The sequence below is a fragment of the Burkholderia sp. HAN2018 genome, from assembly GCF_024704855.1.
GTDB classification, from domain to species: domain Bacteria; phylum Pseudomonadota; class Gammaproteobacteria; order Burkholderiales; family Burkholderiaceae; genus Burkholderia; species Burkholderia cepacia.
In genome coordinates, this window is record NZ_QOBB01000118.1 from 1 (window position 1) to 21,963 (window position 21,963).

Sequence of the window (21,963 nt, forward strand, 5' to 3'; positions counted from 1 at the left end):
TGCTCCGCCGTCCAGCGCCGCCGGCGCTCCGGGCCCGTCAACACTTCCATCACTTCCTGCCTGGTGTTAGTCAAAAACACAGTCTTATGCCTACCCGTTATTGTAAGTGGGTGACTGTGTCCGGCGTTTCAGGGGGCTGCTCCACGTGCATGTCACGACGCCGTGCCATCCGCACCGCCAAACGTCACTCCCACCCCTACAATCGATGCTCGCAACAACCGACCTGACGACCGTAGTCAGCCTGAAGCAGATCCTCGAAACGCCCGGCGACTTCTCTGGCTGGCTCTATCTACCGCCGAAGCCGTGGATGCTCGATACAGAGGGCGCATTCTCGGCAGACGCGCAACATGCCGAAGACGATGCATCGTCCTCGATCGCGCTGCAACCCGGCTGGAGCGTCACGCTGAATAGTGCGACGATCGAAGATATCGTGATCAACGCCCACGACCAAATCGACGAACCGAGCGTTTCGCAGTTGCTCGACGCATTCGTCTTTTACGTAGAGAACGATGAATTCATCCTGTTCTGACGACCTGGTTTGCCACACGTCATCATGAAATCCTGGCGGGACATCCTGATTGCAGCCAATCCGCTCGTTCGATTTCTCGAGGAGGATGCATTTTTGGCGCCGTCTATCTCGGCAATCCCGCGGCGCATTACGTTGTCCGGGATGCGAAGGTCGCAAGTCGTTTAGCGACCGATGACTCCATCGACGATTTCGGTGAATTCATGTGTCGGCATGCGGCTGACAGAGAGACCCGAGACCGGTATCGTTCGCAAGCGATTCGACAAGGCGCCATGTCGCCGGGAGGCACGATGCACGATCGGGATCTGAGGCAGTTCATCGTCGAAATTCGCGACACGGTGGGCGTGCAAGCAAGCATCGGCGCACCTGCGCCCGACCATGCAACACCCACGAGCTCCCTCTCCGTGAGCGATGAAATTGCTGCATGGTTCGGCGCACTCAACGATGTCGATCTGTCGATTCCCTGGACCGCTGACGACCTCCTGTTGTACGGCAACCAGGCGAGTCTCGCGCTTGGCCAGACCGGCTATCGTGTCGACGCATCTGGCCGGCGTCTGTCCGGATGGCACGACGACTGGATCGTGCTGGGTCAGATGGGCGGCGATCCCGTGATCGTCGTCCCGGGAGGCGATGTGCTGTTCGACCGCCACGGCGCGGGCTCCTGGGCACCATTGCGCGTTGCGTCATCCCTCACGCACTTCGCCCACGCGCTGTATATCTGGTGCGAGCTGTACGTCGGAAAGTACTCACGCGACATCGTCGACGACACGTATGAAATCCGCCCGGCATTCCTTGCTGAAGTCCGGGCGCGGATAAGCGAGGCGCTGCCCGATGCGGAAGCGGTGGTGTTCCTGGAGATGGTCGGCGGGTGAGTGCGGGCGAGCAGTCTCAAGCAATGCGCAGGCCAATCCGCAGGCAGCCCCGGGTGACACGAGTGATTGACTGAAACACGGTCTTACTTACGGCGAGAACGAAATGCTTGACCCCGACCAGGATGACGACCTGATCCACGTCTACGCAGGTAGCTCCGGAGATGCACCGGTTCATGAAGAACTTCCCGCGCGCCAGATCGAGCCGGGCATCTACGAATTGCTGGCATCGCCTGGCCTTGCGCTGAATCTCGCGAAAGGCGATCTTGTCCGCATGGATGACCCCGATCGTCCTGCCACGGTACTGAAGCGCGGCGGAAACTACTGCATCCAGATCTATGGCGACGCGATTCCGGATCGCGAAATCGACCGGCTTGCGAGCGAGGTCGAATCCGAACTGAGCGGTACGCTCGACGGTTGTTACGGTGGATCGCTCGCGTTATCGGTGCCGTCCGGTGCGGGAGGCGAGCGAATCCGTACCGTCTTCGACGGCTTCACGGCAAGAACCGGCCTTGCCTGGTACTACGCGAACATCTACCGGAACTTCGAGGATCCGGACGACGAAACGCTGCTCGACTGGTGGCTCGAGTCGTGACGGTGCAAAATCGAACCCGTGTATGTCGGGGATACCGACAGGAAGATCAACCGATGCCCCCCACGCCGACCATCGGCACGACCGTGGCCGAAATCGAAGCGGCCGAAGCATTGCTCGGCCGCGCGTTGCCGCGTTCGTTCGCGGCATGGCTGCTTCTCAACAACGGCCGGTCGCTCGGCGGACTGCCCGTGTTCCCCGTCTTCGATGCGCGCAATCCGCGCAGGACGTGGAATTCGATCGTGCGGCGCTACGACGAAGGCTGGCGCGCGTGGCGAGACAATTTCGACCATACGGATGCCGATTTCTCGCACTTGTTGCCGTTTGCCGAGTTCGGGACAGGTGACTACTACTGCTTCGACTACGACCGGACAGCGGTATCGTGTGAGCCGGCCGTCGTCCTTTGGTCGCACGAGACGGGCGAGACGACGCCGGTATCCGACAGTTTCACGGCTTTTCTGTCGATGCGGGGTGGCATGGAAGGGGCGGGAAATGAACCTGACGAATGATCCGGCCGAGTGGCGTGAACGCCAGGAGGCCGTGTGTGCGCGATACGCTCTGCGCGCTGCCGAACCCGAGCACAAGGTTGCGGTCGCGATATCGACGCTCGGGCGGATGCCTGTCTATGGCACACGCATCGCGCTGTCGGAAGGCGATGACATCGGCTGGTTTTTCCACTGCGGCGAATATTCGGACGCGCCCGATTTCTACCAGCCGCTGCACGCCGCACATCTGCCTACCTACCTGCCGCTCGTCTTGCCCTATTTGATGCTGCCGCCCGGCGCGCGTTTCATCATCGACGACGCCGGCTACGAAGACGTCTGGATGGATTTGCCCGGCAACGAGGCGTCGCGATGAGTGCGCGGCAGACCTTTCGCAAGGCGCTGATGCTGCTCGATCATGGCATGACGGATCGAGGCGAAGCCGTGCTGCATCTTGCGCTGACCGAGGCCGAGCAGGAGGGCGATCGCGTTGCACTCGCCCAGTCGCTCGTCGCGCTGGGCGATCTGATGTGCGAGACGTCACGCAGTGGATCGGCGCGTCCGTTCCTGGAGCGGGCGCTTGCGGCGGCACGAGACCTCGATGCCGGCTTGCTGGCGTGCGAGCGTGACAGGGCCGAACGATTGCTGGCGCGTATCGAATGCGAGCGCATCGGATTGCAGATTCGCGGCCCGGAAGATTTCAAGAACAGGACGTTCACGCTTGCCGACTTCATCGCGGTTGTGCGAGCGAAGGCCGAACGGCCGGCGGGCTACGATCCGGCGTGGCAATACGATGTGTACGGAAATGACGGCGATGCAGACTGGTGTCCGCGGCAGACGATCTATATCGCCGACAAGGTACAGGTCGACGACGAGGATCGCGAGCGCTACCCCGAACGTGTCACTGAGCTCGGTTACGTATTCCGCTACTCGTGCGAGCACTTCCAGGACGTCGTCGATCTGGCCTGTCGTCAGAAACCGGGCGCGTCGATCGACGACCTCGTCCGCTGTCTCAACCACTTTGATCGCCACGACGACTTCCTCGATCTGGATTCGAACGGCGAGTAGCCGCGAGCACGACGAATGGTACGTCGCAACAAAAAAGGACCGCCGGGGCGGTCCTTTCTCATCGTGAAGCGAGGCCGAGAAACCTCCGCCCCTCAAGGCAGCGAAATCGTCAAATTGGCCGATTCCGGCCCGACCTTGATGACCTGCGAATAAGGCGCCAACGCCTGCAGCGTCTTGTCCTTCAGATACGTATTGAGCCCGAGATACCCGAGCAGCGCCACCAGCGCAAAAACCGCCCCGATCGCCCAAACCGGCACTTCGCGTTTGAGTCGATGCGCGATCTGATCCGGCAACGGCCAGTGCGGCGCGAACGGCGCCCGCTTGCCCTTCATATGCGCGATCTCGTCCCCCAGCCGCGCGGTGAGGTAAGCCAGCTTCTCCGGCCCTTCGAGCAGATACTTGCCCTGGAACCCGAGCAGCAGGCACATATGAAACACCTCGAGCGACTGCAGCCGCGCCGCACCCTGCGCGCGACCTTCCTCGAGATACTGGAAGAACTTCTCCCCCGCGAGCTGCTCGCCGAACAGCACGAGCTGCAGCGGCCGGCGTTCCCAGTCCGTGCGGATCTTGAACTGCGACGACAGCACCATCTCGTCGATGGCCGCGCAGAACGCGAACTTCGCGCCGTACACATCCTCGGCCGCGATATTCAGCTTTTTCGCGCCGCGCTCGAAGTCCGACAGGAATTCCTGGATCCGCGTGCTGAACTCGCTCGCGCTATCCGGTTCCCGCCCGTTCTTGAGCAGGAACAGCATGAAGAACCCGTCGTACAGCAGGTCGAGCAGCGAACGGGCCTGGAACGAGGCGTCCGTCGACGCCGGGGTATGCAGGGGAGGCGGCGCGTTGTCGCCGAACAGGGAAGGCGCGTAGCTCATGATGTGACCGCGATCAGTTCGAACTTCAGGTCATTGATGCCAGTCGGCGCGTAGATCATCGCGGACTGGGCCTGCAGCATGCGCTCGTACAGCGCGCCGCGCGAATCGAGCGCGAAGTAGCAGGCGCCGGGGCGCACAGGAATCGCGGGCGGCACCTGCGGCGTGTACGACAGCCGCACGCCGGGCATGGCCGACAGCACGAGCTTGTCGACGTCGTCGGGCGCGCCGACCTTGAAGCGGGCCGGCACCGCATCGACGAGCTCGACGCTCGGCATGTCCGCGGACACCGCGAGGTAGAACTCGGTCTTGTCGTCGATCTTGCCGGAATCGAGGCGGCCGAGGTGGAACGATGGGCGCACCTCGTCGAGCGTGATCGCGAAGTAGCGCGTCGAGATCACGGTGTCGAGCAGCTCGCGCAGCATCAGGTCGAGACGCGCAAAGCTCGGGCCCGGATCGTCGTGGCGGTACACCGGCAGGTCCGCGAGCGTGTAGCCCTTCGAGAACGTCATCAGCTGGCCCGCGAGGCGAAGCAGTTCCTGGAACAGCCGCTCGGGATGCAGCGCCGAGTGCTGGTGCAGGTGCGCGAGCGTCGCGAACGCGGCGTTCGCGGTGTGCAGCAGCCAGAACGACGCGATGTCGCCCGAGCGGAATTCGATGATGTTCTTCGACGGCTCGCGGTGAAAGCCGTACAGCGCGTTCACCTTCGCCTGCAGCGCATCGACGAGCTGGCGCAGCCGCTGGTGCAGGATCGGCGATGCGTCGATCGCGAGGCACGGCGGCACGAAGCTGTCGTCGATCTCGAAACCGGACGTCGCGGTGCGGCGCACGCGTACGAGCGGCACCGACAGCAGCTGGTCGCGCGGTTCGCTGTGCGCGATCAGCTTGACCTGCGTCTTCAGGAACGTGATGTCGGCTTCGGCTGCGTCGGTGAAGTTGTCGCCGACGCTGGTCTGCTCGCTGACGAAACGCGTCATGAAGCCGGCGGCCGGATCGTCGCTGTAGTTGGTGCCGTTCTCGCGCAGCGGGTGCAGCGCGAGATAGAACACGAATTCGTTGATGCCGTCAGGCAGCGTGTCCAGCGCGATCGGCGGCGGCAGGTCGTCGGCCTGCGGCGCGGCATACAGCGCGCCGTCCGGGAACACGAGCGCGAGCTCGGCCACCCGCAGCACGTTGCTGCCGAGTGCGTCGCGGTCGATGCGCACCGAGCGCACGCCCCAGTTGTACGGCTGGATCGCCTGGATCGATTCGAACAGGCGCGCTTCGTGGTACGCGTCCTGTCGCTGAAAGTGTTGAGGCCGGAGGAACAGCCCTTCCCCCCACAGCACCTTGGCCGAATAACTCATGTCAAATCCGGTTAATGTCGCGTTGCGATGTAATCGATTCGTTCGTGCCCGAATTAAATCGCCAATTGTTAACTCTTGTTAATTGACATTCGTGCGTCATGTTTAACCGCAGGAGACCGAAGAAAGCAAATTCAGCGGTTGCGAAGGCGCACCCTGTTGCGGTGCGATGACGGTGCCATCGGTGACCGTCATCGCGCAATTATGCAGGCCGATGATTATGCCGGATTTCTCCGACTTCACCGGGTCGAACGTCAGTTTCCATCGTTGTAGTGCGGGATCGCGGAACAGCGCGACGATGCCGAACGCTTGTGCTTCGCGCGAAACCTTTTCGGTCGCCGTATAGCGCTGGCCCGGAATCAGCGTGATTTCACGCACGTTCAGCAAATCCGCGCCCAGCGCGGCTTTTTCCTTGGTCGGATCCGTAAATGCGTCGAACGGCGCCTGCTGGAACGACGTCGGGTCCTTCAGCGTATAGAGCCGCACGACAAGCGCGAGCGGCTTGTTGTCGGTCGCGGCGTTCAGGTTCGGCGCCGCGGCGAGCGTGATGCCGAGGCTGCGCGGCGGCTTCTGCGCGTCGGGCACCTCGGGCTTGCCGATGCCGGCGGCGGACATCACGGCGCTCGCGGCCGAGCCGAGCAGCGGGGCGGCCGCGCATCCGGCCAGAAGGGCGCAGGCAACCAGCGGCAGCGCGTAGCGAATCATCAACGATCTCATCGTATTTCCGGCGTGCTGCCTCTATCCCTGTCAAATCTGCCGGGTATTTCCGCGCTCGTTGCGTATCCCCGGCATTGCACTGTTCAACTATTAAGCACGCCCGCGTCGTGGCGAGCGTCCGGAAATTTTTTCCGCCACCCCGGCGGCGCGTCGTGCAACCAGTAAAACTTGCCCATTCCGGCCGAAAGAAAAATCGCTGCGAGCCCGCGGCGAGCGGCCATTGGAGGGGGTAGCGCCCGGTTTTAAAAGGAATTACTCTTCACACGACGATTGAATTATGAAAAATTGATCGGTACTATACCCGCGCGCTTCTTGCAAAGCAAAAGAACCAGATTCTCAACGATTTAAAACTCACGCGCCGGTGGATATAACGATGAAAGACCGTCTCTTCGCAAAACTGTCTGGGGTAGTAGTGGCTTGCGGCGTGATCGCCGGTTGTGCGAGCCAGCCTCCCGCGCCGCCGACTGCAGAGGTGTTCAACAAGTCGCTGGCCGATGCGGACGCAGTTGCGAAGGCGGGGGACCAGGACAAGGCCCTCGGCCTGTATCAGCAGCTCGCGAAGTCGGATCCGACGCGCGAAGAGCCGTGGTCGCGCATCGCGCAAATCCAGTTCGCACAGAACCACTACGGTCAGGCAATCGTTGCCGCGCAGGAAGCGCTGCAGCGCGACGCGACCGACCGTCAGGCGAAGAGCGTGCTGGCCGTGGCCGGCCTGCGGATCGCGACGCAGTCGCTCGGCGAGCTGCGTCAGGATTCGTCGCTCGCGGGCGACGCGAAGTCCGATGCGCAGGCGCTCGCGAAGCAACTGCGCGACACGCTGGGCGAATCGGCGCTGTTCCCGCCGGAGACGACTGCCCGCACCAGCGGCCGAATCAAGAGGACCCGCACGGTCGTGCACAAGAAAGGCACGACGCCGGCCGCCGAAACCACCGCTACGGTGCCGCCGACGAACACGTCGTCGGGCGGCGCCGCGCCGAAGGGCGGCGATCCGTTCGGTGCACTGCGCAACTGACCGCAACTGACGCGATAACCACAACTAACCTGGGAGCCGTCGAGATGGCCAAGAAAGAAAGCATTCAGAAAAGCTTGCAGAAAATACGGCCGCCGCGCGTCCAATTGACCTACGAGGTCGAGAAGGGCGATGCGATCGAGGTGAAGGAACTGCCGTTCGTCGTCGGGGTCGTCGGCGATCTGGCGGGCCAGTCCGAAATCGAGCAGCCGAAGCTGCGCGACCGCAAGTTCGTCAACATCGATCGCGACAATTTCGACGACGTGATGAAGGCGATCGAGCCGCGTGCCGCGTTCCAGGTGGAAAACCGCCTGAGCGAGGGTGGCGGCAAGTTTGCGGTCGACCTGAAGTTCCGTTCGCTGTCGGATTTCAGCCCGGACGAAGTCGTCGAACAGGTCGAGCCGCTGCGCCGCCTGCTCGAGGCGCGCTCGAAGCTCGCCGACCTGCGCAACAAGCTCGCCGGCAACGACAAGCTCGAGGATCTGCTGTCCGAGGTGCTGAAGAACACGCAGCAGCTGCAGGAGCTCGCGAAGGGCACCGGCGGCGACAAAGACGGCGAATGACGACGGAGTGTTGAGATGAACCAGCAAACGGCTGCGGCCCAAGCGAGCGGCGCGGAATACGCCGCCGGGACTTCGCTGCTCGACGACATCGTCGAGAAGAGCAAGGTCGCGAAATCCGATTCCGAGCATGCGCGTGCGAAGGACCTGATCGGCGAACTCGTGCACCAGGTGCTCGACGGCACGGTGATCGTGTCGGACAACCTGTCGGCCACGATCGACGCGCGCGTCGCGGAACTCGACCGCCTGATTTCCACGCAGCTTTCCGCGGTGATGCACGCACCGGAATTCCAGCGCCTCGAAAGCACGTGGCGCGGGATGGACTATCTGGTCAAGGAAAGCAACACCGGCCAGACGATCAAGATCAAGGCGCTGCACGCTCCGAAGCGCGACCTCGTGCGCGACTTCAAGGGCGCGAGCGAATTCGACCAGAGCGCGCTGTTCAAGAAGGTCTACGAAGAGGAATTCGGCACGTTCGGCGGCTCGCCGTTCGGTGCGCTGATCGGCGATTACGAGATCTCGCGCCAGCCGGAAGACATGTACTTCATCGAGCAGATGTCGCACGTCGCGGCGGCCGCGCATGCGCCGTTCATCGCGTCGGCGTCGCCCGAGCTGCTCGGCCTCGAGTCGTTCTCCGACCTCGGCAAGCCGCGTGATCTCGGCAAGGTGTTCGATACGGTCGAATATGCGAAGTGGAAGTCGTTCCGCGACGCCGAAGATTCGCGCTACGTCGGCCTGACGCTGCCGCGCTTCCTCGGTCGCCTGCCGTTCAATCCGAAGGACGGCCAGACCGCGGAGAACTTCAACTTCGTCGAAGACGTCGACGGCACCGACCATGACAAGTACCTGTGGTGCAACGCCGCGTGGGCGTTCGCAGCGCGCCTGACGGCTGCATTCGACGATTTCGGCTGGTGCGCGGCGATCCGCGGCGTCGAAGGCGGCGGCCTCGTCGAGGACCTGCCGACCCACACGTTCAAGACCGACGACGGTGAAGTCGCGCTGAAGTGCCCGACCGAAATCGCGATCACCGATCGCCGCGAGAAGGAACTGAGCGACCTCGGCTTCATTCCGCTCGTTCATTGCAAGAACTCGGATTACGCTGCGTTTTTCGCCGCGCAATCGGTGCAGAAACCGAAAAAATACAGCACCGACAGCGCGAATGCGAACGCCGTCCTGTCCGCCCAGCTTCAGTACATCTTCTCGGTGTCGCGCGTTGCGCACTACCTGAAGGCAATGATGCGGGACAAGATCGGCAGCTTCGCATCGGCGCAGAACGTGGAGACTTTCCTCAACCGGTGGATTTCGCAGTACGTCCTGCTCGACGACAACGCGTCGCAGGAACAGAAGGCGCAATTCCCGCTGCGCGAGGCATCCATACAAGTGTCGGAGATTCCGGGCAAGCCGGGCTCGTATCGTTCGGTCGCGTTCCTGCGCCCGCACTTTCAGCTCGACGAACTCTCGATTTCTCTGCGACTTGTCGCTGATCTGCCCAAACCGGCAAATTCATAAGCGAGTAAATCGCCCGGGCGGGCCGCCTGGGTAGGACGTTAAAACCACCTCTTTGGGGAGTCGAAGGGCCATGTTACATATGCACTTGCAGTTTGGTAGTCCCGCGGTGAAGGGCGAGTCCGCGGACAAGGACCACCAGGGCTGGATCGAACTGAAATCGTGGGATCACTCGATCGTTCAGCCGCGTTCGGCAACCGCATCGACCGCTGGCGGTCACACGATGACGCGTTGCGAGCACGGCGACATGATTTTCACGAAGGAAATCGATTCGTCGAGCCCGCTGCTGTACCAACACGCTTCGGGCGGTACCACGTTCGACGAGGTGACGGTTCATTTCTCGCGCGCTGACGGTGAAGGCAAGCGCGTGCAGTATCTGGAAGTCAAGCTCAAGTACGTGATCATCTCGAGCATCGCCCCGAGCGTTCGCGAGGAAGGTCTGCCGCTCGAGACGTTCTCGCTGAAGTACGCAGCCGTGCAGTGGAAGCAAACCCAGCAGAAGATCGGCGGCAACCAGGGCGGCAACACGCAAGGCGCCTGGAGTCTGACGAAGAACGACAAGACCTACGCGGTCTAAGGTCGGTTGCGGCAACGGGGCGCTCGTCGTCCCGTTGCCGTTTTCGCTGTGAATCAGGGCCTGTTTCCGCTAATAACGGGCTTGCGCTGGCCCCCAGAAGGGCCGAGCGCAAGGATTGCGACGAAGCGAATACTCGACGTATTCGCGAGGAGCGTGACGCGGCGATCGGCCCTTCTGGGGGCCAGCCCCACGAATGATTTTTTCAAACAGGGGAACGTGCGTTGCCGGCCGTATTGCGGCGTCGTTCGTCGCTTGTTTGGCTCGGCCAAACGGCGCTCCTCACTCCTTGCACTACGACCGGCAACACACGTTCGCAAGCCCGTTATTAGCGGAAACAGGCCCTTATGAAACGATTCGAACCCAGTTTTCTCGACAAGCTGTTCGACGACGAACCGCACCTGCCGGCCTCGGCAGCGATGCGGCAATTGTCGCTGGACGAGCTCAAGAACACGGTCGCCCGCGACGTCGAGGCGATCCTCAACACCCGTATCGCCCACACCGAGAACGAGCTGGCCACGCTGCCGGAGTGCCAGAAGTCGGTGCTGACCTACGGGCTGAACGATTTCGCAGGGCTGAGCCTGGCGAGTCACTACGACCGCGCGTTCATCTGCAAGTCGATCCAGCAGGCCATCGCGCGCCACGAGCCGCGCCTGCAGCAGGTGCAGGTGACGTTCGAGCTGAACGAGCAGGCCACCAACGCGCTCTATTTCGCGATCCAGGCGCTGCTCGTCGTGCACCCGGCCGAGGAGCCGGTGAGTTTCGACGCGATGCTGCAGCCGTCGACGCTGCAGTATTCGGTCACGCGCGCACGCGCCGCAAGAATGCAGTAAATCAAGCCGCCGAGCGGGCCGGACCGCCCGGTGATGGTTCAGGGTCCGGCAGGAAATATTGAGGTTCGGGGTCGTCGATGGAAGAATTGCTGCCGTATTACGAGCGCGAATTATCGTTTTTGCGGCGCTATTCGCGAGATTTCGCCGAACGCTATCCGAAGATCGCGGCGCGGCTCGCGCTGTCCGGCGAGCATTGCGAGGATCCGCACGTCGAGCGGATGATCGAGTCGTTCGCGCTGCTCGGCGCGCGCATCAACAAGAAGCTCGACGACGACTACCCCGAATTCACCGAAGCGCTGCTGGAAGTGCTCTATCCGCACTACCTGCGGCCGTTCCCGTCGTGCTCGATCGCGCAGTTCACGCCGGCCTCGCCCGGCCAGCAGACCGAGCCGGTCGTGATCGATCGCGGTACCGAGCTGAAAAGCCGCCCGATCCGCGGCGTGCAGTGCCGGTTCCGCACCGCCTATGACGTGACGCTCGCGCCGATCCGCATCTCGGAAGCGCGCTACACGCCGGTCGCGCTCGCGCCGAGCGCGACGGTGCTGCCGTCGAACGCGACGGGCGTGATCTCGATCACGTTCGAGTCGCTCGCCGCGCAGCTCGATCTCGGTGCGCTGAAGCTGCCGACGCTGCGCGCGCACCTGCACGGCGAGCAGTCGTTCGTCGCCGCGCTGACCGACTGCCTGTTCGTCAACGTGCTCGGCGCGTACGTCGAGCCCGAACGCAACGGTCGCTGGACCGCGTTGCGCAAGCTGCCGATCGCGCACGCCGGCTTCGACGAGGACGACGCGCTGATCGACTACCCGGCGAAATCGCATCCCGCGTATCGCCTGCTCACCGAATACTTCGCGTTCCCCGACAAGTTCGATTTCGTCGACTTCGACATCGCGGCGATCGCGCGCGCGACGGGACGCTGCCAGCGGGCGACACTGCATCTCGTGCTGCAGGACGTGCGCAGCGATTCGCACGTCGCGCGGCTGCTCGAGCTGCTGACGGCGAGCCACTTCCGGCTGTTCTGCACGCCGATCGTCAACCTGTTCCGCCAGCACGGCGAGCCGATCCGCATCACGCACCGCGCGGTGTCCTACCCGGTGATCGCCGAGGCGCGGCGCGCGTTCGCTTACGAGGTGTACTCGATCGATTCGGTGAAGCTCGTCAGGCAGCAGGCGCACGAGGAATCGGTGATCGAATTCCGGCCGTTCTACTCGCTGCATCACGGCGAATCGGCGCGGATCGGCCATTACTGGTTCGCGCGCCGCAACGACTGGGTCGCGCAGAAGAGCCCCGGCTATGAAACCGAAATCTCGATCGTCGACATCGATTTCGAGCCGACGTCGCCGCAGACCGACACGCTGAGCCTCGACCTCACCTGCACGAACCGCGACCTGCCGGCCATGCTCGCGTTCGGGCTCGAAGGCGGCGACCTGTTCCAGGAAGGCGGCGCGCAGACGAGCGGCATCTCGATGCTGCGCCGCCCGACGCAGAGCGTGCGCTTCGAGCGCGGCCGCGCCGCGCACTGGCGGCTCGTGTCGCACCTCGCGCTCAATCACGTGTCGCTGGTCGCGCACGGCCTCGCGCCGCTGAAGGAAATGCTGACGCTGTACGACCTGCGGCGCACCGCCGTGTCGATGCGCCAGATCGACGGCCTCGCCGGCGTCGAGCAGCGCGGCGCCGTGCAGTGGCTGCCGGGCAAACCGTTCGCGACCTTCGTGCGCGGCATCGAGATCCGCCTGACGATCGACGAGGAGCACTTCGTCGGCGCGAGCCTTGCTTCGTTCGTGCGCGTGCTCGACAGCTTCTTCGGGCTGTACGTCCACCTCAACAGTTTCGTTCAACTAGTCGTCGTGTCGAAGCGCACCGGCGAGGAGATCATCCGATGCAAGCCCCGGACCGGCGAATCGATCCTGGCGTAGTCGACGCACTGCTCGACGAACCGCACCGCTTCGAGTTCTTCCAGGCCGTGCGCGTGCTCGAAGGGCTGTTCGCGCGGCAGGCGTCGGATGCGCCCGGCGCGTGGCGGCAGGGCGACGTGGTCGCGCAGCGCATCGAATTCCGCAACACGCTGTCGCTCGGCTTTCCGCCGAGCGAGATCGAAGGCGCGCGCTCGTTCGACGGCGACGGCACGCAACTGAAGACGGACGAGCAGCGCGGCGCCGCGCTCGCGGCCGGCGAGCTCGGCCACGTCGAGCTGACGCCCGCGTTCTTCGGGCTGCTTGGCGGGCAGGGCGCGCTGCCGCTGCATTACACCGAGCAGATCATCGCGCGCGAGCACCTGAAGCGCGACCACGCGGCGCGCGCATTCTTCGACGTGTTCTCGAACCGCGCGACCGCGCTGTTCTATGCCGCGTGGAAGAAATACCGGCTGCCGTTCCATTACGAGCTCGATCGCGACGAACGCTATCTGCCGCTGCTGCTCGCGATCGCGGGCGTGCCGAGCGACGAAGTGCGCGACAGCCTCGCGGCCGGCGTGGGCGGCGTGCTCGACGAGGCCGTTGCCGGTTATGCGCTGGCCGCGCGGCACCGGCCGATGTCGGCCGCATACCTGCAGCGCACGCTGTCCGACTATTTCCGCGTGCCGGTGAAGATCGACCAGTTCGTCGGCAAGTGGTACGACGTGCCGCCCGACCAGCTGAGCGTGCTCGGCGAGGTCAACGCGGTGCTCGGCGCGACGGCGCTGGTCGGCGAACGCGTATGGCAGCGCGACATGCGCGCGCGGATCGTCGTCGGCCCGCTGTCCAAGCGCGACTACGAAGCATTCCTGCCCGGCGGCGCGCAGGCCGTCGCACTGGAGCGGATGCTGACGCTGCTCGCCGGCGTCACGCTCGAATACGAGGTGAAGCTCGTGCTCAAGCGCACCGAGGTCGGTGCGAGCGTGCTCGGCGCCGGCTCGCGGCTCGGCTGGGACGCGTTCCTGTGCACGCGGGACGCGCTCGAGGATCGCTCCGACGCGCGCTACGAACTGCACGTGATTCACTGATTCCGAACGACAACAAACACACAATCGAACCTGAGATCGACGCCATGAGCACGCCTCTGAAGACCCTGATCACGAAACTGAACCCGCTGTGCCGCCACGCGACCGAGCGTGCGGCGAGCGCGTGCCTGGCGCGCGGCCACTACGAAGTCGATCTGGAGCACCTGTTCCTCGCGTTGCTCGAGGAGCCGGCGGGCGACCTGCCGCTCGCGCTGCGCGCGAGCCGTGTCGATCCGCATGCGCTGCGCGCCGATCTGGAGCGGGAGCTGACGCGCCTGAAGACCGGCAACACGCGCACGCCGGTGTTCTCCGTGCACCTGATCGCGCTGTTCGAGCAGGCGTGGCTGATCGCGTCGCTCGATTCGCAGCTCGGCCGCATCCGTTCCGGGCACCTCCTGCTCGCGCTGCTGACCGCGCCGGATCTCGCGCAATTCGCGCAGCGGATGTCGTCGCAGTTCGCGGAAGTGAACGTGACGGACCTGAAGCACAAGTTCGACGAAATCATGGCCGGATCGAGCGAGGCCGAACCGCGCCAGGCCGATACGGAAGACGGCGGCCTCGCGCCGGCAGCCGACGGCGCGGCGCCCGCGGCGGGCCCGTCGAAGACGCCCGCCCTCGACACGTACACGACCAACCTCACGCAGCGCGCACGCGACGGCAAGATCGACCCGGTGATCGGCCGCGAAGCCGAGATCCGCCAGGCGATCGACATCCTGATGCGTCGCCGCCAGAACAACCCGATCATGACCGGCGAGGCCGGCGTCGGCAAAACGGCGGTCGTCGAGGGCCTCGCGCTGCGCATCGCGGCCGACGACGTGCCGCCGCCGTTGCGCGGCGTCGCGCTGCACGTGCTCGACATGGGGCTGCTGCAGGCCGGCGCGAGCGTGAAGGGCGAGTTCGAGAATCGCCTGAAGAGCGTGATCGACGAGGTGAAGAAGAGCGCGCACCCGATCATCCTGTTCATCGACGAGGCGCACACGATCATCGGCGCGGGCGGCCAGGCCGGCCAGAACGACGCGGCGAACCTGCTGAAGCCGGCGCTCGCGCGCGGCGAACTGCGCACGATCGCCGCGACGACGTGGAGCGAATACAAGAAGTACTTCGAGAAGGACGCGGCGCTTGCGCGGCGCTTCCAGGTCGTGAAGGTCGAAGAGCCGAGCGAGCCGCTCGCGGCCGCGATGCTGCGCGGAATGTCCGGCCTGATGGAAAAGCATTTCAACGTGCGGATCCTCGACGATGCGATCACCGAGGCCGTGCGTCTGTCGCACCGCTACATCAGCGGCCGCCAGCTGCCGGACAAGGCGATCAGCGTGCTCGACACCGCATGCGCGAAGGTCGCGCTCGCGCACAGCGCGACGCCGGCGGCGATCGACGACACGAAGAAGCGCATCGAGCGGATCGACGCGGAAATCGCGTCGCTGGAGCGCGAGGCGGCCGGCGGCGCGGCGCACGACGAGCGGCTCGGCGAGCTGCGCGGCGCGCGCGACACGGCGCTCGAACAACTGGCGAAGGACGAAGCGCGTTATGAAGCCGAGCGTGCGATCGTCGCCGAAATCACCGAACTGCGCGACACGCTCGACAAGGCACGCGGCCCGTCGGAAGACGGCCAGCCGGTCGACGTGCAGGCGACCCGCGACAAGCTCGCCGAGCGCGTCGCGGCGCTGCACGCGCTGCAGGGCGGCGAGCCGATGGTGCCGCTGCAGGTCGACGGCCATGTCGTCGCCGAGATCGTCGCCGCGTGGACGGGCATTCCGCTCGGCCGGATGGTGAAGGACGAGATCGACACCGTGCTGAACCTGCAGCCGCTGCTCACCGCGCGCGTGATCGGCCAGGACCATGCGCTCGACGCGATCGCGCAGCGCGTGCGCACCGCGACCGCGAACCTCGAGGATCCGAACAAGCCGCGCGGCGTGTTCATGTTCGTCGGGCCGTCGGGTGTCGGCAAGACCGAGACGGCGCTCGCGCTGGCCGACATCCTGTACGGCGGTGAGCGCAAGATGGTCACGATCAACATGAGCGAGTACCAGGAAGCGCACAGCGTGTCGGGCCTGAAGGGCTCGCCGCCGGGCTACGTCGGCTACGGTGAAGGCGGCGTGCTGACCGAGGCCGTGCGCCGCAACCCGTATTCGGTCGTGCTGCTCGACGAAGTCGAGAAGGCGCACCCCGACGTGCTCGAGATGTTCTTCCAGGTGTTCGACAAGGGGGCGATGGACGATGCGGAAGGGCGCGAGATCGACTTCCGCAACACGCTGATCATCCTGACGTCGAACGTCGGTTCCGCCGCGGTGATGCAGGCGTGCCTGAACAAGCCGGCCGAGGAACTGCCCGATCCGGATGCCCTTGCCGAGACGCTGCGCCCGCAGCTGTACAAGACGTTCAAGCCCGCGTTCCTCGGGCGGATGAAGGTCGTGCCGTACTACCCGATTTCCGACGACGTGCTGGCCGAGATCATCGAGCTGAAGCTCGAGCGGATCCGCCGCCGGATCGAGGCGAACCACAAGGCGGCGTTCGAATGGGACGAGTCGCTCGTCGACGCGGTGCTCGCGCGCTGCACCGAAGTCGATTCGGGCGCCCGCAACGTCGACCATATCCTGAACGGCACGCTGCTGCCGGAGATCGCGGGCCACGTGCTCGGCCGGATCGCCGACGGCGCGGCCATCGCGCGCATCGCGGTGCGCGCGGACGAGGCCGGCGAATTCACGTACACCGTCGAATGAGCGCGGCCGCGCATCACCCAGCATTGATGAACTGAAACCATGCCGATCAATCTTCCCGAGCTGCTGACGCCGATCAGCGATGCGTCGCCCAGCGGCGACGACCTGCTGTTTTCGAACGAATTCGACGCGATCCAGGACGCGCGGCGCTACGACGATCCGACGCTCGACCAGGGCGAATGGGTGACCGAGATCAAGGAGGCCGACTGGGGCTTCGTCGTCGATCACGCAGGCGAGCTGCTGCGCACGCGCACGAAGGACCTGCGGCTCGCCGTATGGCTGACCGAGGCGCTCGCGCTCGAGGACGGCATCACCGGCCTCACCGAAGGCTATGCGTTGCTCGAGGGCCTGTGCCGCGACTTCTGGGACACCGTGCACCCGCTGCCGGAAGACGACGACACCGAGCACCGGCTCGGCAACGTCGCGTGGCTGTCCGGCCGCACGGCCGAGCTGCTGCGCGCGGTGCCATTGACGGACGGCGCGTCGAACGCGTTCAGCACGCTCGACTGGGAAGTGGCGCAGCACGTCGCGCAGGCCATCAAGCGCGACCCCGAACACGCGGACGACATCGCACGCGGCAAGCCGTCGATCGAGCAGATCGATTCGTCGCGGCGCGTGACGTCGATCGCGTTCTACACGGCGCTGCTCGCGAACCTGAAGGCGTTCGAATTCGCGCTCGATGCGTTCGAGGAGCGGCTCGTCGAGCGCGCGGGCGATTCGGCACCGAGCTTCCGGCAGGCGCGCGACGCGTTCGAGACCGTGTACCGGCTCGCCGAGCGCTTTGCGCGCGAGCAGGGTTATACGGGCAGCGCGCCGCACACGCAGTCGGCACCGCAGGCGCAACCCGAGCGCATCGAGCCGGTGTTCGGCAACCCGATTCAGACCGAGGAGACTCACGTGCAGCCGCAGCCCGTTCCGCGCGCCCCGGTGACGCAGATGATCGCCGGCATCCAGAACCGTGCGCAGGCCGTCGACCAGTTGCGCGCGGTCGCCCGCTATTTCCGCCAGACCGAGCCGCACAGCCCGGTCGCGTATCTCGCCGACAAGGCGGCCGAATGGGCCGACATGCCGCTGCACAAGTGGCTCGAGAGCGTTGTGAAGGACGACGGCTCGCTGTCGCATATTCGCGAACTGCTGGGCGTGAGGCCGGACGAGCAGTCGTAAACGCGAAACGGGCGGCGCATCGCTGCCGCCGCCCGTCGCCTGCCGGGCCGCTCCGTACGAAGCGGCCCGTGACATCCCTCTACGCTTACTGCCCCACCCGGAACTCGATCCGTCGATTCCGCGCCCGCCCGTCCGCCGTATCGTTCGGCGCGATCGGCTGATCCGGCCCGACGCCCGTCGTCGTCATCTGCTGCGGCGGAATGCTCTTCGTGATCAGGTAACCCTTCACCGCATCCGCGCGCGCCTGGCTCAGCGCAATGTTCGACGTGCGGTTCCCCGAGTTGTCGGTGTGACCGATGATGTCGACCGTGCGGTTCTGCATCTTCGCGAGCGCGGCCGCCATCTGGTCGAGGATCAGCTTGCCCTGCGGCGTGAGCGTTGCGCTGCCCGTCTCGAACTCGATCGTCCGGTTCGCGAGCGTCTGGTCGAGCACGCCCTGTTCGGACGCCGATACGCGCAGCCCGTTCCTGATCGTATACGTCGGGTTCAGCGTGTTCGCCATGTCGCTCGCGAGCTGCTGGCGCTGCGCTTCGTTGTGCACCTCGCCCTTCATCTCGATCTGCGTGCCGTTGATCTTCAACTGCCCCTTGCTGATCTGCTTGAGCTGCGCGCCGAGCAGCTTCTGCACGTTCGCGCTCCAGTTCGGCGGCGTCGCGACGTCGCCGACCTCGATCTGGTCGACGACGTTCGTCGCGCCGTAGGTGTCGCGCAGCTTCTGCAGCACGGCGGCCTTGGTCGCCTCGTCGGGCACCTTGCCGCCGACGACCACCTGGCCGGGTGTCGCGGCCGCGGGCGGCGGCGTGATGGTGCTCGCGGTGCCGGCCGTGCCGTGCACGACGGCGCCTGACGCCGTCCCCGGTGCGGCACCGGTGTTCGCGGGCAGCGCGGTCGTCGCGACCGTGCCGTTGCCGACCGGCGTGACCGTCGCGCCCGTGTTCTGCGCGAAAGCCGTGCCGCTGCCGATGAACAGGCCCGAGGCGAGGAGGGCGGCGAGGACGTGATTCATGCGATGCATCCCGTCAGCCTCCGATGAACGCTTCGCGGAACGCGTCGATGGCGACGCGCAGCGAGAGTTGCGGTTGGTCGAGGTAGCTGACGAGCTTGCTGATCTGGTGATCGTTTTGCGCATGGGCGTCGATCCACTCGGGATCGTCGATGTCGATGTTGTGGGCGGCGTAGGTCTGCGGGTCGACGACGCTCAGCAGCGTCTTGGCCGACGCGCCGTTGAAGCCGATGATGAGCCGTTCGCGCTCGGCGATCGTGCCGATGAAGATCGCGAGCTCGAAGTCGGCCTGCGCGACGAACGGTGCAATCAGTTCGAGCCAGAACGCGGCGACGAGGCTGCGGTAGAACGGATCGACCGGCAGCGGCAGCGTGAGGCCGCGTTCGATGTGCGACGAGCCGCTCTGCATCACCGGCCGCAGCAGCGAGCCGAGCGCGAGCATCGCGCCGCGCAGTCGCACGGGATGACCGCTGTCGAGCAGCATCTCCTGGAGGCCGTACAGCGACTGGTGTTCGACGAAATCGTTGAAGGTGCCGTCATGCGACGTGCCGGGGCCGCCGACGTCGATCGGCACCTGCGTGTCGCCGAGCGCCTGCAGCGCGCCGGGCGGCTCGTCCTTGCCGAGCAGCGGCGGGATCTGCGTGGCGACGCGCGACCACAGCCGCGCGAACGCCAGCGGGCTGCGCGCGAGGAACGCGAGCGGCCGGTCGACTTCGAGCGCCGTTGCGCCGAGGAACGGGAAGCGGCGCATCGACACGTCGTGGCTCGCGACCATGTGGCCCGCGATCGCGAGCTTGCTGCGCGAGCCGAGGAACGCGAAATGCATCGGCTTCGCATCCTCGTAGACGAGCTTCCAGCGCGGATCTTCCGCGAGCAGTTCGAGCGCCTGCGCGATCCAGCGGTCGAGCGTCTGCAGCAACTGCGGATTGTGCGGGCTCTTCACGAAGTCGCCGCGCGACGGAATCTTGCCGAAGTAGGCGATTTGCGCCTGTACGGTTTGCGTCATTGCGCCCCCTGTGCATTCGTTGCGTTGGCGGCCGCGACGGCCGGCGCTGCGCCCGGCGTACCCGTGCCGGACTGGGTCGCGTTCTGCGCGGCGCCCGCGCTCGCGTCGGCGACCGACGACGGCAGTTGCAGGCCGCGCAGGCTCTGCTGCTGCGGCTGGTCGCTGCCCCCGCCGCCGGACGGTTGCGACGTGCTGATGATGCGCATCGTCACCGACACGTTCACGTTGCCCTGCGCCCACGTCAGGTCGAAGGTGCCGTCCGGACGGCGCTTGCGTTGCGCCGAGTTGATCAGCTTCTCGAGGCCGTAGCGGCCCGGCTCGTTGACGAGCTGCACCGTGCGGCCGTCGAAGGTCGTCGCGGACAGCGTCGCGCCCGGCGAGCCCTGCGGGTTCGGCCACACGAAGTTGGTCCACTGCGGCGGCGTGTTGCGGTAGCGCAGTTGCTGGCCGTCGATCGCGATCGTGTATTCCGTCGTGCCCGTGCTCGGCTGCGGCAGGATCTGGAACACGGTCTGCGGCTCGGACGACGCGGCCGCGCCGCTTGCCGCACCGCCCGCGAGCGGCGCGACCCAGCGCGCGAAGCCGTTCGTGAAGTCCGGCGTGAGGCCGATGCCCATGTCGCCCCACGTGCGGGCGGCGAGGGTGTCGCCGCGGCGCACCGCGAGCGGCCCGAGCGTCGTGCCGACGAACTTCGCGATCGAGCCGTCCGGCCCGAACACCTGCGCGATCTCACCGGCGCCGGCCTCGACCTTCGCGCTCGCCGCGAACGGGTACTTCGTCGCGAGCGAGTTCTGGAACGGCTGGTAGACCTGCGCGTTCCACACCTTGTTGACTTCGGCGCTGGCCGGCTGGATCACGACCGCGAACGCCTGCATCAGCGGCCGCACGAGCAGCGGACGCAGCGACTTGCGTTGCGAATCGGTGAGGCCGGTCAGCATCTGTTCGTCGACGAGCTTCAGCGAATCGGCGAGTTCCGAACCGTTGCCGTCGAGCGTCTGCTGCATCAGCTGGCGCGCGCCCGGGCCCGGGTCGCCCTGGTTCTTGATCACGTTGAAGCGCGTGCGGACCTTCGACAGCGACTCCATGTAGCCCTTGAGCATCGACGTGCCGTCATGCACCGCGACGATCCGCGCGAGCCCGATGAATTCCTGGCCGATCGGACCCATCGGCACCTCGGCCGGATTGCCGTTGATGTCGATGTTGGCGGCCGCCACCTGGCCGGCCGGCGAGCGCGAGAACAGTTGCTTGACCCAGTTCACGACCCCCGTCTGCGCCTTCTTGATCGTCACGTTCGCGAGCGACGGGTTGTCCCACGACGTCTGGTCGTACGCGGTCTCGAGGATCTTGCGGATCGGCGAATCCTGCGGGTCGCCGAGGCGGTTCATCCCGTCGACGGCCTGGCCGAAGCTGCTGAAGCCCTGCACGGCGATGCCCTGCATGAACTTCTGCCAGTGCTGCGCATACTCGGTCTTGTACATGCCGACGAGCGTTTTCTGGATCTGCTCGGGGCTGCCCTCGAGCGTCAGGTCGTCCTGCGTCGACGTGTTCAGCACCCAGTCCTTCGCCTGCAGTTCCTTGGTCGCCGCGTCGCGGATCGCCGGCTGCACGTAGTCGAACCACGCTTCGCGCGTGAACGTGCCCGGAATCGCGTAGCTGCCTGCCACGAGCCCCTGGTTGCCGTCGCCGACGATGCGCGCGATGGTCATCGGCGCGAAGCGGGTCGACGCGCGCGCCTTGATTTCCTCGTACACGCGCTGGCGGGCCGGCATGCCGCGCACGACGCGGCGCAGGTTCTCGCGGGTCTGGTCGACGAGCGCGAGGTTCGCGTCGATCATCGGCCAGTCGTCGTCGTTCACGCGCGACAGGTAGAACGAGATCATGCGCTCGGCGCTCTTGATCATCTCGTCGCGCGGCATGTTGCCGCGATTCGTCTCGAGCCAGCCGCGCCAGAAGCGGGCGAGCTGGTCGGTCAGGTGCGCCTGTTCGACGTGACGCTTGTCGGACAGCATCAGGTACGTCTTGAGCGCGTTGTACGCGTCCTGCACGTTGGTCGGCGACGCGTCGCTGTAGAGGCCGCCCTGCGGAGCGGCCGGCTGTTGCGCGGCGGCCGGCGCGGTGCCGGACGCGGCCAGTGCGGCACCGGCCTGCGGC

At 65.5% G+C, this 21,963-nt stretch carries 21 protein-coding genes; 15 read left to right on the forward strand and 6 right to left on the reverse strand.

The features are described 5' to 3' along the window. Positions 1–205 precede the first annotated feature (205 nt). The 6 genes from DPV74_RS25360 (at position 206) to DPV74_RS25385 (ending at position 3,537) form a co-directional block, all read left to right on the forward strand. Positions 206–529: a hypothetical protein gene (locus DPV74_RS25360; protein WP_091924951.1), complete on the forward strand. Its 324-nt coding sequence runs from the start codon at positions 206–208 to the stop codon at positions 527–529. A gap of 287 nt (positions 530–816) precedes the next feature. Further along, a complete protein-coding gene (locus tag DPV74_RS25365; RefSeq protein ID WP_162923134.1) occupies positions 817–1,398 on the forward strand; it encodes an SUKH-4 family immunity protein in 582 nt (193 codons plus the stop codon). A 103-nt stretch (positions 1,399–1,501) separates the two neighbouring features. Beyond that, complete coding sequence (locus DPV74_RS25370; RefSeq protein WP_119338190.1) at positions 1,502–1,990, forward strand: DUF4265 domain-containing protein; 489 nt, start codon at positions 1,502–1,504, stop codon at positions 1,988–1,990. Next, positions 1,987–2,496, forward strand: a complete 510-nt coding sequence (locus tag DPV74_RS25375) for an SMI1/KNR4 family protein (protein ID WP_205571942.1) — start codon at positions 1,987–1,989, stop codon at positions 2,494–2,496. Before DPV74_RS25370 ends, DPV74_RS25375 begins: the two co-directional genes overlap by 4 nt. Further along, on the forward strand, positions 2,459–2,845 hold the full coding sequence (locus tag DPV74_RS25380) for a hypothetical protein (protein WP_247040056.1): 387 nt from the start codon (positions 2,459–2,461) through the stop codon (positions 2,843–2,845). The genes DPV74_RS25375 and DPV74_RS25380 overlap by 38 nt, the downstream gene beginning before the upstream one ends. After that, positions 2,842–3,537 carry a hypothetical protein gene (locus tag DPV74_RS25385; RefSeq protein WP_049096226.1) on the forward strand — a complete coding sequence of 232 codons (696 nt, stop codon included), beginning with the start codon at positions 2,842–2,844 and terminating at the stop codon, positions 3,535–3,537. The genes DPV74_RS25380 and DPV74_RS25385 overlap by 4 nt, the downstream gene beginning before the upstream one ends. Positions 3,538–3,629: 92 nt before the next feature. On the opposite strand, the gene icmH is transcribed toward DPV74_RS25385, so the two are convergent. The 3 genes from icmH to tssJ all read right to left on the reverse strand — a co-directional run bounded on the left by icmH (position 3,630) and on the right by tssJ (position 6,469). After that, positions 3,630–4,412 carry a type IVB secretion system protein IcmH/DotU gene (gene icmH / locus DPV74_RS25390; protein WP_027788517.1) on the reverse strand — a complete coding sequence of 261 codons (783 nt, stop codon included), beginning with the start codon at positions 4,410–4,412 and terminating at the stop codon, positions 3,630–3,632. After that, positions 4,409–5,755: a type VI secretion system baseplate subunit TssK gene (gene tssK / locus DPV74_RS25395; RefSeq protein ID WP_011350756.1), complete on the reverse strand. Its 1,347-nt coding sequence runs from the start codon at positions 5,753–5,755 to the stop codon at positions 4,409–4,411. The genes icmH and tssK overlap by 4 nt, the downstream gene beginning before the upstream one ends. A 102-nt stretch (positions 5,756–5,857) precedes the next feature. Further along, entirely contained in the window at positions 5,858–6,469 is a 612-nt protein-coding gene (gene tssJ, locus DPV74_RS25400; RefSeq protein WP_027788516.1) for a type VI secretion system lipoprotein TssJ, read from the reverse strand. A gap of 373 nt (positions 6,470–6,842) precedes the next feature. Between tssJ and DPV74_RS25405 the strand changes: the two genes are divergently transcribed. The 9 genes from DPV74_RS25405 (at position 6,843) to tssA (ending at position 17,803) form a co-directional block, all read left to right on the forward strand. Next, entirely contained in the window at positions 6,843–7,481 is a 639-nt protein-coding gene (locus DPV74_RS25405; RefSeq protein WP_059486510.1) for a M48 family metallopeptidase, read from the forward strand. Between the two features lie 44 nt (positions 7,482–7,525). Further along, positions 7,526–8,041: a type VI secretion system contractile sheath small subunit gene (gene tssB / locus DPV74_RS25410; RefSeq protein ID WP_027788514.1), complete on the forward strand. Its 516-nt coding sequence runs from the start codon at positions 7,526–7,528 to the stop codon at positions 8,039–8,041. Positions 8,042–8,056: 15 nt separating this feature from the next. Then, positions 8,057–9,547 carry a type VI secretion system contractile sheath large subunit gene (gene tssC / locus DPV74_RS25415; RefSeq protein ID WP_006477094.1) on the forward strand — a complete coding sequence of 497 codons (1,491 nt, stop codon included), beginning with the start codon at positions 8,057–8,059 and terminating at the stop codon, positions 9,545–9,547. A 70-nt stretch (positions 9,548–9,617) separates the two neighbouring features. After that, on the forward strand, positions 9,618–10,121 hold the full coding sequence (locus tag DPV74_RS25420; RefSeq protein WP_006477093.1) for a type VI secretion system tube protein Hcp: 504 nt from the start codon (positions 9,618–9,620) through the stop codon (positions 10,119–10,121). A 344-nt stretch (positions 10,122–10,465) separates the two neighbouring features. Continuing rightward, positions 10,466–10,951, forward strand: coding sequence for a type VI secretion system baseplate subunit TssE (gene tssE, locus DPV74_RS25425; RefSeq protein WP_021161818.1), 486 nt, complete (start codon positions 10,466–10,468; stop codon positions 10,949–10,951). Positions 10,952–11,028: 77 nt separating this feature from the next. Beyond that, positions 11,029–12,864: a type VI secretion system baseplate subunit TssF gene (tssF, locus tag DPV74_RS25430; RefSeq protein WP_021161817.1), complete on the forward strand. Its 1,836-nt coding sequence runs from the start codon at positions 11,029–11,031 to the stop codon at positions 12,862–12,864. Next, positions 12,828–13,928, forward strand: a complete 1,101-nt coding sequence (tssG, locus tag DPV74_RS25435; protein WP_021161816.1) for a type VI secretion system baseplate subunit TssG — start codon at positions 12,828–12,830, stop codon at positions 13,926–13,928. The genes tssF and tssG overlap by 37 nt, the downstream gene beginning before the upstream one ends. A gap of 44 nt (positions 13,929–13,972) precedes the next feature. Continuing rightward, positions 13,973–16,642: a type VI secretion system ATPase TssH gene (gene tssH, locus DPV74_RS25440; RefSeq protein ID WP_060082859.1), complete on the forward strand. Its 2,670-nt coding sequence runs from the start codon at positions 13,973–13,975 to the stop codon at positions 16,640–16,642. A 39-nt stretch (positions 16,643–16,681) separates the two neighbouring features. Further along, entirely contained in the window at positions 16,682–17,803 is a 1,122-nt protein-coding gene (gene tssA, locus DPV74_RS25445; protein WP_027788510.1) for a type VI secretion system protein TssA, read from the forward strand. 85 nt (positions 17,804–17,888) lie between these two features. Here the strand turns inward: tssA and DPV74_RS25450 are convergent, their stop codons facing one another. From DPV74_RS25450 to DPV74_RS25460, 3 genes are all read right to left on the reverse strand, one after another. Next, positions 17,889–18,818: an OmpA family protein gene (locus DPV74_RS25450; protein ID WP_059688450.1), complete on the reverse strand. Its 930-nt coding sequence runs from the start codon at positions 18,816–18,818 to the stop codon at positions 17,889–17,891. 4 nt (positions 18,819–18,822) lie between these two features. Further along, positions 18,823–19,812, reverse strand: a complete 990-nt coding sequence (gene tagF / locus DPV74_RS25455; RefSeq protein WP_027788508.1) for a type VI secretion system-associated protein TagF — start codon at positions 19,810–19,812, stop codon at positions 18,823–18,825. Beyond that, the coding region (locus tag DPV74_RS25460; RefSeq protein ID WP_276139324.1) for an ImcF-related family protein at positions 19,809–21,963 on the reverse strand (2,155 nt) is incomplete at its 5' end. The genes DPV74_RS25460 and tagF, both read right to left, overlap by 4 nt.

Coding starts and splice junctions, on each gene's coding strand:
- DPV74_RS25360 (WP_091924951.1), top strand. CDS start 206: ATGCTCGCAACAACCGACCTGACGACCGTAGTCAGCCTGAAGCAGATC.
- DPV74_RS25365 (WP_162923134.1), top strand. CDS start 817: ATGCACGATCGGGATCTGAGGCAGTTCATCGTCGAAATTCGCGACACG.
- DPV74_RS25370 (WP_119338190.1), top strand. CDS start 1,502: ATGCTTGACCCCGACCAGGATGACGACCTGATCCACGTCTACGCAGGT.
- DPV74_RS25385 (WP_049096226.1), top strand. CDS start 2,842: ATGAGTGCGCGGCAGACCTTTCGCAAGGCGCTGATGCTGCTCGATCAT.
- icmH (WP_027788517.1), bottom strand. CDS start 4,412: ATGAGCTACGCGCCTTCCCTGTTCGGCGACAACGCGCCGCCTCCCCTG.
- tssK (WP_011350756.1), bottom strand. CDS start 5,755: ATGAGTTATTCGGCCAAGGTGCTGTGGGGGGAAGGGCTGTTCCTCCGG.
- tssJ (WP_027788516.1), bottom strand. CDS start 6,469: ATGAGATCGTTGATGATTCGCTACGCGCTGCCGCTGGTTGCCTGCGCC.
- DPV74_RS25405 (WP_059486510.1), top strand. CDS start 6,843: ATGAAAGACCGTCTCTTCGCAAAACTGTCTGGGGTAGTAGTGGCTTGC.
- tssB (WP_027788514.1), top strand. CDS start 7,526: ATGGCCAAGAAAGAAAGCATTCAGAAAAGCTTGCAGAAAATACGGCCG.
- tssC (WP_006477094.1), top strand. CDS start 8,057: ATGAACCAGCAAACGGCTGCGGCCCAAGCGAGCGGCGCGGAATACGCC.
- DPV74_RS25420 (WP_006477093.1), top strand. CDS start 9,618: ATGTTACATATGCACTTGCAGTTTGGTAGTCCCGCGGTGAAGGGCGAG.
- tssE (WP_021161818.1), top strand. CDS start 10,466: ATGAAACGATTCGAACCCAGTTTTCTCGACAAGCTGTTCGACGACGAA.
- tssF (WP_021161817.1), top strand. CDS start 11,029: ATGGAAGAATTGCTGCCGTATTACGAGCGCGAATTATCGTTTTTGCGG.
- tssG (WP_021161816.1), top strand. CDS start 12,828: ATGCAAGCCCCGGACCGGCGAATCGATCCTGGCGTAGTCGACGCACTG.
- tssH (WP_060082859.1), top strand. CDS start 13,973: ATGAGCACGCCTCTGAAGACCCTGATCACGAAACTGAACCCGCTGTGC.
- tssA (WP_027788510.1), top strand. CDS start 16,682: ATGCCGATCAATCTTCCCGAGCTGCTGACGCCGATCAGCGATGCGTCG.
- DPV74_RS25450 (WP_059688450.1), bottom strand. CDS start 18,818: ATGCATCGCATGAATCACGTCCTCGCCGCCCTCCTCGCCTCGGGCCTG.
- tagF (WP_027788508.1), bottom strand. CDS start 19,812: ATGACGCAAACCGTACAGGCGCAAATCGCCTACTTCGGCAAGATTCCG.